This window comes from Candidatus Zixiibacteriota bacterium (genome assembly GCA_022865345.1).
Classification (GTDB): domain Bacteria; phylum Zixibacteria; class MSB-5A5; order MSB-5A5; family RBG-16-43-9; genus RBG-16-43-9.
In genome coordinates this window covers 1-14,295 of the sequence record JALHSU010000189.1, presented here as the reverse complement: position 1 = coordinate 14,295, position 14,295 = coordinate 1, and the positions used below count along the sequence as shown (strand labels likewise).

General features: G+C 43.8%; 14 protein-coding genes. 13 read left to right on the top strand and 1 reads right to left on the bottom strand.

The window, feature by feature from the left end; genetic code table 11:
* Positions 1 to 93: 93 nt before the first annotated feature.
* From MUP17_09190 to MUP17_09130, 13 genes are all read left to right on the top strand, one after another.
* Positions 94 to 729: a hypothetical protein gene (locus MUP17_09190; GenBank protein ID MCJ7459151.1), complete on the top strand. Its 636-nt coding sequence runs from the start codon at positions 94 to 96 to the stop codon at positions 727 to 729.
* Between the two features lie 126 nt (positions 730 to 855).
* Complete coding sequence (locus MUP17_09185) at positions 856 to 1,653, top strand: 4Fe-4S dicluster domain-containing protein (GenBank protein MCJ7459150.1); 798 nt, start codon at positions 856 to 858, stop codon at positions 1,651 to 1,653.
* A gap of 86 nt (positions 1,654 to 1,739) precedes the next feature.
* Positions 1,740 to 1,940 (top strand): hypothetical protein, encoded by a 201-nt coding sequence (locus MUP17_09180; protein ID MCJ7459149.1) that lies wholly within the window; start codon positions 1,740 to 1,742, stop codon positions 1,938 to 1,940.
* A 129-nt stretch (positions 1,941 to 2,069) separates the two neighbouring features.
* Positions 2,070 to 2,813, top strand: a complete 744-nt coding sequence (gene rpsB / locus MUP17_09175) for a 30S ribosomal protein S2 (GenBank protein MCJ7459148.1) — start codon at positions 2,070 to 2,072, stop codon at positions 2,811 to 2,813.
* Positions 2,814 to 3,407 (top strand): translation elongation factor Ts, encoded by a 594-nt coding sequence (gene tsf, locus MUP17_09170; GenBank protein MCJ7459147.1) that lies wholly within the window; start codon positions 2,814 to 2,816, stop codon positions 3,405 to 3,407.
* Between the two features lie 157 nt (positions 3,408 to 3,564).
* Entirely contained in the window at positions 3,565 to 4,278 is a 714-nt protein-coding gene (gene pyrH / locus MUP17_09165) for a UMP kinase (GenBank protein MCJ7459146.1), read from the top strand.
* 47 nt (positions 4,279 to 4,325) lie between these two features.
* On the top strand, positions 4,326 to 4,883 hold the full coding sequence (gene frr, locus MUP17_09160) for a ribosome recycling factor (GenBank protein ID MCJ7459145.1): 558 nt from the start codon (positions 4,326 to 4,328) through the stop codon (positions 4,881 to 4,883).
* A 410-nt stretch (positions 4,884 to 5,293) separates the two neighbouring features.
* On the top strand, positions 5,294 to 5,962 hold the full coding sequence (locus tag MUP17_09155; protein MCJ7459144.1) for an isoprenyl transferase: 669 nt from the start codon (positions 5,294 to 5,296) through the stop codon (positions 5,960 to 5,962).
* A 161-nt stretch (positions 5,963 to 6,123) separates the two neighbouring features.
* Entirely contained in the window at positions 6,124 to 6,951 is an 828-nt protein-coding gene (locus MUP17_09150) for a phosphatidate cytidylyltransferase (protein MCJ7459143.1), read from the top strand.
* 211 nt (positions 6,952 to 7,162) lie between these two features.
* Complete coding sequence (locus MUP17_09145) at positions 7,163 to 8,065, top strand: UbiA family prenyltransferase (GenBank protein ID MCJ7459142.1); 903 nt, start codon at positions 7,163 to 7,165, stop codon at positions 8,063 to 8,065.
* 231 nt (positions 8,066 to 8,296) lie between these two features.
* Positions 8,297 to 9,304 (top strand): AmmeMemoRadiSam system radical SAM enzyme, encoded by a 1,008-nt coding sequence (gene amrS / locus MUP17_09140; protein ID MCJ7459141.1) that lies wholly within the window; start codon positions 8,297 to 8,299, stop codon positions 9,302 to 9,304.
* Between the two features lie 191 nt (positions 9,305 to 9,495).
* Positions 9,496 to 9,816 (top strand): hypothetical protein, encoded by a 321-nt coding sequence (locus tag MUP17_09135; protein MCJ7459140.1) that lies wholly within the window; start codon positions 9,496 to 9,498, stop codon positions 9,814 to 9,816.
* 240 nt (positions 9,817 to 10,056) lie between these two features.
* On the top strand, positions 10,057 to 12,027 hold the full coding sequence (locus MUP17_09130; GenBank protein ID MCJ7459139.1) for an ATP-binding protein: 1,971 nt from the start codon (positions 10,057 to 10,059) through the stop codon (positions 12,025 to 12,027).
* A 203-nt stretch (positions 12,028 to 12,230) separates the two neighbouring features.
* On the opposite strand, the gene MUP17_09125 is transcribed toward MUP17_09130, so the two are convergent.
* A partial coding sequence (locus tag MUP17_09125; GenBank protein ID MCJ7459138.1) for a DEAD/DEAH box helicase occupies positions 12,231 to 14,295 on the bottom strand: 2,065 nt, incomplete at its 5' end.

Genomic DNA, 14,295 nt, shown 5'->3' with positions numbered 1-14,295 from the left:
GGCATCTGCATTTCGCCAGGCAGGATTTAAGGAAGTGCTGCGCAGGTCTGAAACTAGACCGATTATGAGGTATTTTATTTGAGGAGAAAAAAAATGAAGACAAAATTAATTCTCCTGTCAACTCTTTTTACTGTATTTCTCTCCTTAGTGGGGATGAATGATCTGATGGAAAATCCACAAGAAGCCTACGCTTATCCCCCTGCAGTCGGGATCCTTGGGAAGGCGAAAGATTGTCTTGCCTGTCATGTGAATAATGGTCCATGGAAAGATGATGACAGAACGATCATCGATATAATCGACAAGGAAACGAAAAAGTCGTTTAAACAGCCGGATGGAAGTTTTCTTATCGAGGTAAAAAGGGGAGAAGTTAAGACCTTGCTCACTGTAATCGGCAGAACAAAAGAAGATTCCGAAGAAGCACCGTATAGAAACGCCTGGTTGTATATAGATCCGAAAACCATAGAGACTTCTTCCATTTCCAAGTTTGCCCCAGGCTGGGAGGTAAATCTGCCCGGGTCATGCAGAATCGTAGGGGATAAATTAGAAGGATATGAGGGGGCAAAGATTACGGTTCTACCGATGAGCATTCGAGCCGCGGATGCGGCACAGGATGCAGAAATTATGCTTCAGGTTATGCTGACCAAAGGGGAATCGGTAAAAGGCAAACCAAAGGAAGGGATGATAGGTAGCTATTTTGAGCGTAGGGTCAGGTTAAAGGTGATGGATTAATAGACAAAAGATCTTTGTTTATATTGAAATTGTTTCCGATAAAGTCGGGGGACTTTTACAGTGTGCGGGTCACCAGGATTTAGCTGAAATGAAAAATTCATTTGCTCCAACTGAGGGTGTTAATCGATGAAAGTAAAAAGAAAGATCATCCAGATCAATGAGGAAAAATGTAATGGTTGCGGTGATTGTATTCCAGCTTGTCCGGAGCAGGCCATTGAAATCGTTGAGACCCCGAAAGGGCCAAAAGCAAGGTTAGTAAAAGAGTTTTACTGTGATGGCTTAGGTGCCTGCCTGGGCAACTGTCCGATGAATGCTTTAACCGTTGAGGAACGGGAAGCAGAGGTTTATGATGAAGAAGCAACGATTGCACGAATAAAGGAAGTTGCACCGGAGATGCTGGAGAAACATTTAGAGCATCTTAAAGAGCATGCTGAAGAACTTCCAGAATATCATTCACACGAGATGCCAAAGGGAGTAACCGCCTGCCCTTCTGCCCAGGTAATGTCCTGGGACAAAGAAAAAAAGGGTGCGAATTACAAAGAGCCGAGCGTAATTCCTTCTGAACTTCGGGGCTGGCCAATTCAGCTTCACCTGGTAGCACCTTTTGCTCCATATTTTAAAAATGCTGATTTATTGATAGTGGCTGATTGTGTTCCTTTTGCTTATGCTAATTTTCATCAGGATTTTCTTAAAGACCGGGCAATTGCTATCGGTTGCCCAAAACTGGATGATATAGAGGCTTATGTTGAAAAAATCACCCAAATACTAAAGGTGGCGAATCCTAAAAGTCTGAAAATCATTCATATGGAAGTCCCCTGCTGTTTCGGTTTAGTACATATTGTAAACCAGGCAGTCGAAAAGTCGAAACAGAAGATTCAGGTTGAAAGGGTGGTAATAACAATTAAGGGAGAAATTTCTAAGTAGAAGAATTATAAGTATACTGGAGGTATAATACTGAGGAGGATCAAACCTTTATCATTCGGAAAACACATTCGGAGAATAAAACCAGCGTGGTGGTGACAGACAAGATAAAAGAAGAATTATCCCGTAATCAGGATATAGTCTGGTATCAGGTTCGCTGTTTTAATGATGGGATGCTTAATTCTTACAGTCGCATAGGGGTGGAGCTTGCCTCCACCCTTATCCACGGGCATCCAATTGGACGCCCCTACGCAGCTAAAATTCTGGATCAACAGACAAAGTTAAATTAGCATGGTAACGTAAAGAGTAATTAAATACACACACCGGCTGATCTTTTAGGCGGTCTGAAGACAAGAAATCTTCAGCCCTGAAAGAGATGAGGCTGGTGGAGGCAAAAACCAAAACCAAAGGAGTCTTAAATGGCAGTAACCCTTCAGGATTTATTGGAGTCCGGGGTTCATTTTGGTCACCAGACCAAAAGATGGAACCCCAAGATGAAACCGTTTATCTTCACAGCCAGAAACGGCATCTACATCATTGACCTTCAAAAAACTCTCAACTCTTTAGAAAAAGCCTGTCAAAAGGTCAAGGAGATAGTAGGGAATGATAAACAGGTTCTATTCGTAGGAACAAAAAAGCAGGCAAAAGAAGTCATCAAGGAAGAGGCTTTAAGATGCAGTATGCCTTTCGTGACTGAAAGATGGCTGGGCGGGATGATGACCAACTTCCAGACCATCAGAAGAAATATCAAAAGGTTAAAAGACCTGGAGAGGATGAAAGAGGATGGGACTTTTGAAAAGCTCACCAAAAAAGAGGCATCCGGCTTGCAAAGGGAAATAGACAAGCTGGAAAACATATTGGGAGGAATTAAGGATATAACCAGGCTGCCGGGTGCAGTTTTTGTGGTCGACTCCAAGAAAGAGAAGATCGCAGTGGCTGAGGCTAATAAGCTGAAAATCCCGGTCATAGCCATAATCGACACCAATTCAGATCCGGATGTGATCGATTATCCAATTGCCGGAAATGACGATGCGGTCAAATCTATCAAGGTTATCTCGCATGAGTTCTCCAGTGCCATACTGGAGGCACAGCATAAGCAGATGGAAGAGAAAGAGCAGGAGGCGAAAAAGGAGATTAAGGTGAAAAGTAAGGAGGAAGAATAGATGGAGATCAGCTCGAAACTGGTTAAGGAATTAAGGGACAAAACCGGAGCCCCGATGATGGACTGTAAAAAAGCTCTGGAAAAGGCTATCGGCGATCTGGACAAAGCGCTTGATTATCTCCGAGAACATGGAATGGCTAAAGCCTCAGAAAAAGCCGGGAGAATGACCAGGGAAGGGTTAATATATTGCTACATTCATCCAGGTGAAAAATTAGGAGTATTGTTAGAGATAAACTGCGAGACCGATTTCGTAGCCCGGACCGATGACTTTCGCGGCCTGGCTAAAGACGTTGCCATGCAGGTTGCTGCCACAAACCCTTTAGCCATAAAAAGGGAAGAGATCCCGGCAAATCTCATGGAGAAAGAGAAAGAGATCTATAAAGCTCAAGCTCTGCAAGAAGGCAAGCCAGAGAAGATTCTGGAAAAGATAGTCCAGGGAAAGCTGGAGAAATTTTTTCAGGAATCCTGTCTTTTAGAACAGCCTTTTATCAAAGACGAAGACCGGACCGTTAAGCAGAGAATAGACGAAACCATTGCTAAGTTAGGCGAGAACATAACTGTTAAAAGGTTTGTGAGATTCAGATTGGGAGAATGAAATAGCAGGTAGCTATTAGCATGTAGCTGGTAGCTAAGACAAAAAAAGCGTAGCCGAGCCTTTAGGGCTCGGAAAGGGCTCAGAAGAGAGATTAATTGTCATTCTGAGAGAAGCGAAGAATGACAATTGAAAGATTAACGAACAGCAAAAAAACAAAATGTCAAAACCTGTCTATAAAAGAGTTTTGCTAAAACTTTCCGGGGAAGCTCTCCAGGGGAAAAAAGAATATGGCATAGACCCTGATTTTCTCCGTTATTTAGCTTTAGAAATCAAGGGAGTGAAAGATTCAGGTACAGAGGTAGGAATAGTCATAGGTGCAGGCAATATCTTCCGTGGTGTAGCTTTAAGCTCTGGAGGAACGGATAGGGTCTCAAGCGATTATATGGGGATGCTGGCTACGGTGATAAACTCCTTAGCTCTGCAGGATGCCTTAGAAAAAGCCGGGGTTTTTACCCGGGTGATGTCCGCCATCCAGATGGACAGGGTAGCTGAGCTTTACATCCGGAGAAGGGCAATCCGTCATCTGGAAAAAGGGAGGATAGTGATATTTGCGGCTGGAACCGGGAATCCTTTTTTCACCACGGATACTGCTGCAGCTCTAAGGGCAAGCGAAATCGAGGCCGAGGTAATCCTCAAAGGAACCAGGGTGAACGGGATTTATGATTGTGACCCTCTCAAGGACCCACGGGCAAAGATGTTTAAGCAGATCGGCTACTTAGAAGTGCTGAACAGAGACCTCCGGGTGATGGATGCCACAGCCATTTCTTTATGCAAGGAAAACAGTCTCCCCGTTATCGTGTTTAATCTTTTGAAAAAAGGTAATCTCCAGAAAATAATCTCAGGCGCAAAAATAGGAACTCGGGTTGAATGATTTTTTTTCTCTAAAAGTTTTCTAACCGAAAAGGGAAAGGAATTATTATGGCTAAACAGATTTTTGCAGAAACAGAAGAGAAGATGAAAAAGACCTTGGAAGCTCTGCACAAAGAATTAGCTGCCATCCGCACCGGCAAAGCGACCGCCTCCCTTCTGGACGGGGTAAAGGTGGAGTATTACGGCTCCATGGTTCCTCTTTCCCAGGTGGCAAGCGTAAGTGTCCCGGATTACAAATTACTGGTAATCCAGCCCTGGGAGAAAAAGCTGATAACGGAAATAGCCAAAGCCATCCAGAAATCGGATTTAGGCTTGAACCCGATTACGGATGCAAATGTAGTCCGTCTGCCAATTCCTCCTTTGACTGAGGAGAGGAGAAAAGATTTAGTTAAGCATGTTAAGAAAATTGCTGAGGAAAGTAAAATTGCTTTGAGGAATATAAGACGGGATGGAAACGAGGCTTTGAAGAAAAAAGAAAAAGATAAGGAGATCTCTGAGGATGATTCCAGAAAAGGAGTGGAGCAGGTTCAGAAGATTCTGGACAAATATATCGAGATGACAGATGAATTTTTGAAGAAAAAAGAAGCCGAGATAATGGAAGTATAATAGATACTATGACGGATGGCGAATGACTGATGACGGATAAAAGAAAAGGAAAAAGGAAGATCAAAAAAGTCATTGCGAGGAGCATAAGCGACGAAGCAATCTACATACTGTGGACGGATTGCTTCGCCTATAGCTCGCAATGACAAAAAGTTATACACGTGCACGTCGGGTCCCCTGACCCGACGGTGAAGGAATGCAGGGGCGAACCTGTCCTTCGACTCGGCTCAGGATGGTGAGCATGTGCTTCGGCAAGGTTCAGCACGATGAGCTTGTCGAATCGTCGAACCATGTGTTCGCCCGACTTTCTTGATTGTTTTAGAGATGGAAAGGGATAACCATAATTGTCAGAAGAAGATTTAAAGAGTAGAATCATAAAAAAAGGAAACCTGCCCAGGCATATCGCTATTATAATGGATGGGAATGGGAGATGGGCAAGGAAAAGGGGATTGCCTCGCATAGCCGGGCACCGGGCTGGCGTCAAAACCGTAAAAAGGATAGTTGAAGCCGCATCCGGGTTGAAAATCTCCATCCTCACCCTTTTCACTTTCTCGACTGAGAACTGGCAGAGACCCAGGGAGGAGGTCTCCGCGATTATGAATCTGCTTTACCAGACTACAAAAAAGGAATTAACTGAGTTGGAGAAAAATAACGTCAAGCTGATCACAACCGGCAACATTGAGGAGCTTTCCTCCACCAGAAAAGAGATTCTAAAAAAAGCGATTCAAAGAACCAAGGACAATACCGGGCTGATCTTAAATTTAGCTTTAAATTATTCCGGAAGAAGCGAGATCTTGGATGCGGTGAAGAAAATCTCTGAGGATGTATGTTCAGGCGTCATAAAACCGGAAGACCTGGATGAAGGGCTTTTCTCCTCCTATCTTTACACCAAAAGGCTACCGGATCCAGACCTGTTGATTCGCACTTCAGGTGAGATGCGCATCTCGAATTTTATGCTCTGGCAGACCTCCTACACTGAGCTTTACGTGACACCGGTCTTATGGCCGGATTTTTCAGTCGACGATTTCTACCAGGCGATCTGGATTTACCAGAACAGGCAGAGGCGCTTTGGCAAAATATGATGACAGATATTGTAGCGTCCCGCATTTATGCGGGACGAGAATAACGTCCGGGATAAACCCGGACGCCCACATTGTCTCCAAACCCTTATCTGCCTAGCTAAGGCGAGAGGCTGATAGTTTTTTATTTGTTATCTGTCGTTCGTTATCCGTAATTTTAGTAAATGAATAATCTCCTGACCCGCATATTAGTTGCCGTAATTTTCATCCCCTTCATCCTCTACCTCTCCTATTTTGGCGGCATTCCTTTTATGAGCTTTATAAATTTACTTATTTTCTTAGGGTTAATCGAGTTTTCCTCAATTCTCAAGCTGAAAGATATCTCTTTTTCTCAAACTCTCCTGATTTTCTTCGGGCTTTTGATCGGGGTTTCGGTTTACTATTACAGCGATAGATTTATCTTGATAATTACTCTTCTCAGCGTTCTGATTTCAGGCTTGTTTCAATTAATCAGATACAAATTTGATAGAGCAATTGAAAATCTCTCCTCTTTCCTGTTTGGCTTGATCTATGTAGCCTTGTTTTTCTCTTTTCTTATTCTGATCCGGGAATTTCCTCATAAGTCCGGTTTAGAATATCGCCTGGGTGGTCTGTGGATCATCTTTCTTTTCTTATGTACCTGGTGTTCGGACATTCTTTCCTATTTTATCGGGACTCCTTTTGGGAAGCACAAGATTCTGCCCCAGGTCAGCCCGAACAAAAGCTGGGAGGGCTCTTTTGGCGGAATAGCAGGAGCACTACTTGCGGCTTTTATCTCCAAGAGCATATTATTTAAAGAGATCCCTTTGATCCAGCTTCTGTCCCTGGCGATTCTGATAAGTGTCTTTGGGCAAATAGGCGATTTTGTAGAATCCTCTTTTAAAAGGCAGGTCAGCCTGAAGGATTCATCCAGCATCATCCCTGGTCACGGAGGTATATTGGATCGGTTTGACAGCCTGCTTTTCTCTGCACCTCTGGTTTACTTTTATCTGACGTTTATCTTATATAGATAATAAAGAACACTGGTTGACTGATATCAAATGAGGAAGTAGGGGGAGGGGCTTGTTGAGCTTAGCGAAATCCCGCTCCTGCGGGGTCCCCTCCCGCGGGCGACCACACAGTTCGACAAGCTCACTGTCCTGACTGTTCGATTACACTCACAGTCCCTGAGCGAAGTCGAAGGGAACAGAGTCGAAGGAACGGTCGCCCCTACGATTAAAAAATATGTTAAAATATTTCGATTGTATCTTCGTTCTCAGGCCGGTGCTAATGGTTCCGGTCTGGACGATTCTCCTTTTAGGACATCATCAGGGCTCAAGGTATGGTTTTTCTGACCGGTCTTTGTTCTGGCTTTTCATCTTCTCCACCCTTTTCATCGGAGGGGTTTACCTTCTAAATCAAATCTACGACCTGGAGACCGATCGTAAAAATAAAAAGCTTTTCTTTCTGGCTGAAGGTCATATCTCCAGAAAAAATGCCTGGATTTATACTGCTCTTCTCTACCTTTTGAGCGTCGTACCTTCCTACTTCCTGTCTGCGACTATAGGAATAATCTTTACTCTGGGATTGATTCTCAGCTTCTTATATTCGGCACCACCCTTTTGTTTGAAAAATAAAACTTACGGCGGGCTTCTGGCTAATGCTATATCTCACGGCTCGCTGGTGTTCCTTGTCGGTTTCTGCGCCAGGACGAGTTTTTCCGTTCAAGCGATTTTGCTTTCCCTTCCTTATGCGTTAGCAGTCGGAGCAGTCTACATAAACACGACTCTTCCAGATACCGAAGGTGATAAAGCCGTAGGGAAGATTACATTTGGAGTCAGTTACGGAATTTTAAAATCGACTTTAGTCTCAACCTTATTGGTAATCTTGTCCATAGTCTTAGCTTTGATCTTCCTGGATTTGCCCTTTCTTTTTTCGGCTGTCCTCTCTTTGCCCTTTTATATTTTCGCGCTTGTTACAAAAGAGGTGGGGAAAAGTATACTGGCTACCAAATCCTCAATCCTTTTCCTATCGTTGGCTGCTGGTTATTTTTATCCCTGGTATTTCATAATTTTGATTTTGGGTTTTCTTGGCACCAGGTTATATTATAAAAAAAGATTTAATCTGGAATATCCAAGTTTGTTTTGAAGTTAGAAATGTATTAATTATGACGCGTAGCCGAGCCTTTAGGGCTCGGTGGCAGTACTTTAGAGTAGGGCAAGGCTTCAGCCTTGCATTCTGAGCCGGCTAAGGAAAACGGAAAATGGAAAAAGGAAGATGAAGATAAAAAAAGTGACTAACAGGTTTCCACCGTACAAGTTGATGCTTATTCAAGATTCAAACACATTTGACGCATCACCAGCTTAACGATGAGTGCATATGGAAATTCAAAAGGAAGCACGATTCTACGAGAAATTAGAAAATAAGAAAGTCCAGTGCCATCTCTGTCCCTGGGAATGCCTTTTGACTGAGGGGAAGGTCGGTGTATGCAAGGGCAAGAGGAATTGTGATGGTGTACTCTATGCCACGAATTATGCCAGGGCTGTTTCAATAGCCCTGGATCCTATGGAGAAGAAACCGCTTTATCATTTTCATCCGGGAAGCGAAATCCTTTCTACCGGTCCAAATAGCTGTAACCTGAGATGCGGCCACTGTCAGAACTGGAATATCTCTCAAATAGAATCACCTACTGAGCTGATAACTCCTGAGAATTTAGTTTCCTTAGCCGTAAGATACAACTCGATAGGAATCGCCTATACCTATACTGAGCCTCTGATGTGGTATGAGTACGTGCAGGACACTGCCAGGCTTGCCCGAGATAAGCATTTAGTCAACGTGCTGGTGAGCAATGGATATATTAACCCGGAACCACTTTTGGAACTTTTGCCCTTAATCGATGCTATAAATATCGATGTGAAAGGTATGACCCGGGATTTCTACAAAAAGGTCTGCAAAGGGAAATTAGAGGTGGTTTTAAAAACAGTGGAGCTTTCAATTCAGAAGAAATGTCACGTCGAGCTAACCTACCTGATAATCCCAGGCTTGAACGATTCAGACGTGGAACTGAGAGAGTTTTCCAACTGGGTGGCAGGATTGAGTATTTCAACTCCGGTTCACTTTTCCCGGTATTTCCCCGCATATAAGGCAGATTTTCCTTCCACCCCCATAGAGACTTTGAAAAAGGCTTTCCAGATCGCCAGGGAGAAATTGCGATATGTTTATGTGGGAAATACATACATACTCGGAACCTCGGATACTCATTGTCCTAATTGTTCTAAAGTTTTAATCTCCAGAACCGGCTATGCTATCGATATTACAGGAATCAAGGACAACAAATGTAAGAACTGTGGGGCTACCGTAGAAATAGCATTAGATAAAAAGGTCTAAAGGCTCAAATGCTTAAAGGTCAAAAGATAAAATAATCTAACAGCCAATCGCTAATATCGAATCGCGAAAAGATATTGACAAATTATTTTTAAAATCCTATTATAAAAGCAAATACAAGGTTCAAGGGTCGAAGGATTCAAAAGAAAGAGCCAAAAAGCTAATCGCTAATATCGAGTTAAAGGAGGTCTAAGATGGCAGATTTATTTGAGAAAACACTTTTAGCCGGTTTAGGTCTTTTCGATCTCACCAAAGAGAAAGCGGAGAAGATAGTAACCGAGCTTATCAAGCGCGGGGAGCTCTCCCAGTCGGATAAGGCAAAGGCAGTTAAGGAGATGCTGAAAGGGCATGAGGAGAGAACCAAAAAGCTAAAGGAGAAGATCGACCAGCAGGTCGACAAGGTGGTTGAAAAGGTAAAGGGCACCACCGCTCAGGAGCTTTCAGAACTGAATAAGAAGATAGAAAAACTTTCCAGGGCGATCGAGAAGCTGGAAGAAAAGCTGGAAAAGAAATAACTGAAAAAACGTAAACTTACGATAAATCGTGATAAGCTGAAGCAGATTTTTAGACCGATCAAACGCCTGCTTGACATTCCTGCCACAGGATAAGAAGAATTGGTAGCTCTTTCAGCCTAAAAAGAGTCAGAATGGAATTGTAGGGGCACGTCATGCCGTGCCCCTACTTTTTATCGGGCTCTGCAAATACCAGATAAACAAATTCCCATATCTGCCGATTAAATACTAAAAAGGCAAGGTATGGGTATATTCGAAGATAAAATAAAAGACATAGATAAAAAAGACTGGCGTCTATGGTTTTTGATGTCGCTGGTCTTCTTTCTATTTATAGTTTTCATCACCTCTATAGTTTTCTACTCCGACGTAAGCAAACTGTATGAAGAAGAGTTCGGCGGATACTCCTTTAACATTCTATTCATAGGTTTTCTTGGAATCTCTCTTTTATTTTTAGCCTATATCGTTACCCAGGGGATTTCCTTGAAAAAACTGAGGATCAGGTTAATCGAGGAGAGGTCTGCCACGAATGCCCTGGAAAGACAGCTCCAGGAGTTGAAAGACCTGTTTGAAGTCAGCTGCCTGGTCAATAGCAAAGCCGACCTGCCAACCATCTTGGATACCATTACCAAAGATATTATCCACTGCCTGCAGGCGGATCAGTCCTCGTTGATTTTTTACAATCCGAATATTGATAAATTAGAATGTATCGCCGCCTACGGGCTGGATGCCGAAAAGATCAAAGGCAAAGAGCTGGAATTAGGCCAGAGCGTGACCGGGTGGGTGATCAAGAAGAATCAGCCCCTGCTCCTGCAGGATGAAGCTGATCCCTCCCTGTATAATGGTTATATTGAGAAGGATCGAAACATCACCTCAGCCCTGTGCACGCCTTTGAGGGTGAACGGGCTGGTAAAAGGGGTGCTCAACGTCAATCTAATCAACCGCTCCCGCAAATTCAACGAGAACGATCTTCAACTTTTATCGATTTTTGCGGAAAGCGCTGGCTTAGCCATAGAGAAAGCATCCTTGCACCAGGAGCTTAAAGAGAGGATGAACCAGCTCATCCAGACAGAGAAATTCAAAGCCGTGGGGAAGTTGATCAGCGCTCTGATGCACGATTTCAACAACTTCTTGTCCATAATCATCGGAAGGGCGCAGCTTCTCTCGGTCCAGACCAGGGACACGAATCTCTCCAAACATATCGAGGCGATAATAAAAGTATCAACCCAGGCCGCAGACATAATCCAGAGGATGAATCAATTCGGAATGCCCATGCCGGAGAAAGAGTTTAAAAACTTAGATCTGAACCAGGTGGTCAAGGAGGCGATTGAGCTGACCAGATCAAAATGGAATGAATGGGCAAAGCTGAGGGGAATAAAAATAGATGTCGAGAAGAGCCTGGCTCCGCTTAGTCCGGTATTCGGCAATCCGGCAGAGCTGAGGGAAGTCCTGATAAATATGGTTCTGAACTCGATCGATGCCCTGCCCAAAGGAGGGAAGATCTCCTTCCGCACCTGGCAGGAGGAAGAGAATATATTCCTCTCCGTCAAAGATAACGGTCTGGGAATGAACGAGGAGGTTAAGAAAAAGATATTTGAGCCGTTCTTCAGCACCAAGCCGGAAAAGGGAAACGGGCTGGGAATGACGGTGGCATATTCCATTATCCTGCAGCATAACGGAAAGATCGCTGTGGAAAGCCAGGAAGATAAGGGGACTACTTTTGTTATCAAATTGCCTTTTTCCAAAGTTAAGGATAAGGAGGACACCTCCAAGATCGAGTTGCCTGCGGGAAAAGTCAGGGTGCTTCTGATTGAAGATGACGAAGACCTTCAGGGGGTCTTGCTGGAAATGCTTTCCGAGGAAGGCTATGAGGTCAAGGTCGGCTGCAGCGGGACTGAAGGTATTTCCTTTTTGAAGATTGAGAAGTATGATGTGATAATCACCGACTTGGGCATATCCGGGATGACTGGCTGGGATTTCGCAGGTGAAGCAAAAGAGATAAGTCCCAAAACACCGGTTATTCTTGTGACGGGATGGGGAGATCAGATATTAACCAAAGAGGCAAAAGACTTAGGAGTAGAAGTGGTTCTTTCCAAGCCCATAAAAAGGGAAAACCTTGAAAGAGCAATTGCCAGAGCACTCAAGCTCAAGCCTAAGAAAGGCGAAGTTGTCGAAGAGCCTCCCTCTAAAGAGAAAAATTTCGTCCGCGGGTTATAACTCCAAAAAACTTTATTTTAAATACTTCAAAACAGTGGAACAGTGTGTAGAGACGCATAGCATGCGTCTCTTTTTGCTTTGTAGGTCGGGCTGTCGGAGACTGCCCGACAAAATATAAAAATTTCGCAAAAGAAAAAAATTCGTATTGTCGGGTGGCTATTGCAACCCGACCTACGACTTCCTTTGCATTTATTCGTCATCCGTCATTCGGTATTCGACATTGAGTTAAGCATATTTTCCAGGATATAAAGAGCAGCAGTTTTGTCCATGGGCCGGTTATTATTGCCACATTTGGAAGAAAGAATACAGGCAGGGCATCCTTCCTCGCATTCGCAATCCTTGATCAGATTATAGGTCATCTGCACTAAAGCCTTAAAAGTCTCATACAATTTCTCCGAGATTCCGATACCGCCCTCGTATCCATCATAGATGAAAATGAAAGCCTTTCCCAGTTCCGGGAAAAAGGGATAAGAGACCCCGCCAATGTCGTTGCGGTCGCACATCGCCAGCAGGGGGGACATAGCAATCATGGCATGCTCAACCGCGTGCATCCCTCCTGCAAAATCCAGACCCCTGAATTCCAACTCATTTCTCAGGTGAACCGGCAAATCAAACCATAACCCTACAGTCTGAAAAACAACTGGAGGCAAATCAAGAGGGATAAAATTTACCACCTGTTCATACTTTTTTATCTTGTACCCAACATATTTATCCTTCACCTCCACCCTACCCAGAAACAGGGCAAAATCTCGATACGGTTTTCTTTCCTCTTCCTGAATTATCTTCACCTCATCAATATCCACAGTCTCTGTATAATAATCCACTACCTCCTTCTTAACTTTAGCCTTCAGGTTTTTCAGGTCCAGCTCCTCCACTATGTAACTTTCCCCTTGATGAATCAAAACCGCGCCGGTATGAGCCTCCGCATAGGCTCTCTGCAGGTCCAGAGTCTCCAGAATCTGGTTTTCCCATACCACCTTGACCAACTGGCTGGAGATATTATTCAGCGAAACCACCTGCTGGGGTCTTTCCTTTCCGCAATAGATAAAACCCCGCGGAGTTTTTCTGACCAGGTTTTCCTTCTGCAGCGAATTTAAAATCTCCTCGGTCTCTTCTCCTAAAAATCTGTAGTTTTCTTTTTTCAAAGGAAACTCAGATGTAGCACACAACAGGTGTCCGCTCAGGATATAGGGGTTGGATAAATCGATTACGGCATTCTCGAAATTCCCTGACAGCAGAACTTCTGGATGCTTTAAAAGGTACTGGTCCAGCGCGTCTTCAAATCCAACAAAGAAAACTAAGGAGTCCTGGTTTTTTCTTCCAGCTCTGCCTGCCTGCTGGAAAAAAGAGGCAATCGTGCCGGGATAACCTGAGATGATTACTGAGTCGAGTCCTCCGATATCAATCCCTAATTCCAGAGCAGTGGTGGAAACAACTCCATCAAGTTCCTTTTGCCTTAATTTTCTTTCTATTTCCCTTCTTTCTGAAGGAAGATAACCTGCCCGGTAAGACGAGATTCTCAGCTTAGGGAATTCATTTTTTATCCAGAAGCTGATAAGCTCGGAAAGTCTTCGGGAGACCACAAAGCATAGGGTCTGAAGGTTATTTTTTACAGTGTGGACCAATATGTTCTTGGTCTGCACGTGGACTGAGCTTTCCTTATATTTGGTAGAGTCCCAGAAAACGAAAAATTTTCTTCCTCTGGGAGAGCCGTCCCCAGTTATAACTTCAAAGTTCTTGGAAGTCAATCTCTCGGCGAACTCAGCCGGGTTGGCAATAGAAGCAGAGGAAAGGATGAATTTGGGGGAGGTGCCGTAAATCCGGCAAATTGAAAGAAACCGGCGGATCAGAAGGGCAACATTAGAACCCATCACCCCTTTATACCTGTGAGTTTCGTCTATGACTACAAATTTCAGATTTTTGAAAAAATTCTCCCATTTGTAATGATAGGGGAGCACCTGGTGCAGTTCATAAGGATTAGAAAGGATGATCCTGGATTTTTCCCGGATTGAAGCTCTTCTTTGCTGGGGCGTGTCACCGTCATAAATGGCAGGTTCCAATCTGAAATCCAGACATCCTTCCATCTCCTTTAAGACCTTCAACTGGTCATTGGTCAGGGCTTTAAGAGGATAAAGATATAAAGCTGTCGATTTTCCATCTTTCTCCAGAGTTTCAAGAATAGGAAGGTTAAAACACAAGGTCTTTCCTGAGGCAGTTCCGGTTGTGATGATCAGGTTTTTTCCTTGTCTGATTTTATTTATGCTTTCG

Excerpts from the sequence above, each read along its gene's own strand:
- MUP17_09190 (MCJ7459151.1), top strand. The coding sequence starts at position 94 with ATGAAGACAAAATTAATTCTCCTGTCAACTCTTTTTACTGTATTTCTC.
- MUP17_09185 (MCJ7459150.1), top strand. The coding sequence starts at position 856 with ATGAAAGTAAAAAGAAAGATCATCCAGATCAATGAGGAAAAATGTAAT.
- rpsB (MCJ7459148.1), top strand. The coding sequence starts at position 2,070 with ATGGCAGTAACCCTTCAGGATTTATTGGAGTCCGGGGTTCATTTTGGT.
- tsf (MCJ7459147.1), top strand. The coding sequence starts at position 2,814 with ATGGAGATCAGCTCGAAACTGGTTAAGGAATTAAGGGACAAAACCGGA.
- pyrH (MCJ7459146.1), top strand. The coding sequence starts at position 3,565 with ATGTCAAAACCTGTCTATAAAAGAGTTTTGCTAAAACTTTCCGGGGAA.
- frr (MCJ7459145.1), top strand. The coding sequence starts at position 4,326 with ATGGCTAAACAGATTTTTGCAGAAACAGAAGAGAAGATGAAAAAGACC.
- MUP17_09155 (MCJ7459144.1), top strand. The coding sequence starts at position 5,294 with ATGGATGGGAATGGGAGATGGGCAAGGAAAAGGGGATTGCCTCGCATA.
- MUP17_09150 (MCJ7459143.1), top strand. The coding sequence starts at position 6,124 with ATGAATAATCTCCTGACCCGCATATTAGTTGCCGTAATTTTCATCCCC.
- MUP17_09145 (MCJ7459142.1), top strand. The coding sequence starts at position 7,163 with ATGTTAAAATATTTCGATTGTATCTTCGTTCTCAGGCCGGTGCTAATG.
- amrS (MCJ7459141.1), top strand. The coding sequence starts at position 8,297 with ATGGAAATTCAAAAGGAAGCACGATTCTACGAGAAATTAGAAAATAAG.
- MUP17_09135 (MCJ7459140.1), top strand. The coding sequence starts at position 9,496 with ATGGCAGATTTATTTGAGAAAACACTTTTAGCCGGTTTAGGTCTTTTC.
- MUP17_09130 (MCJ7459139.1), top strand. The coding sequence starts at position 10,057 with ATGGGTATATTCGAAGATAAAATAAAAGACATAGATAAAAAAGACTGG.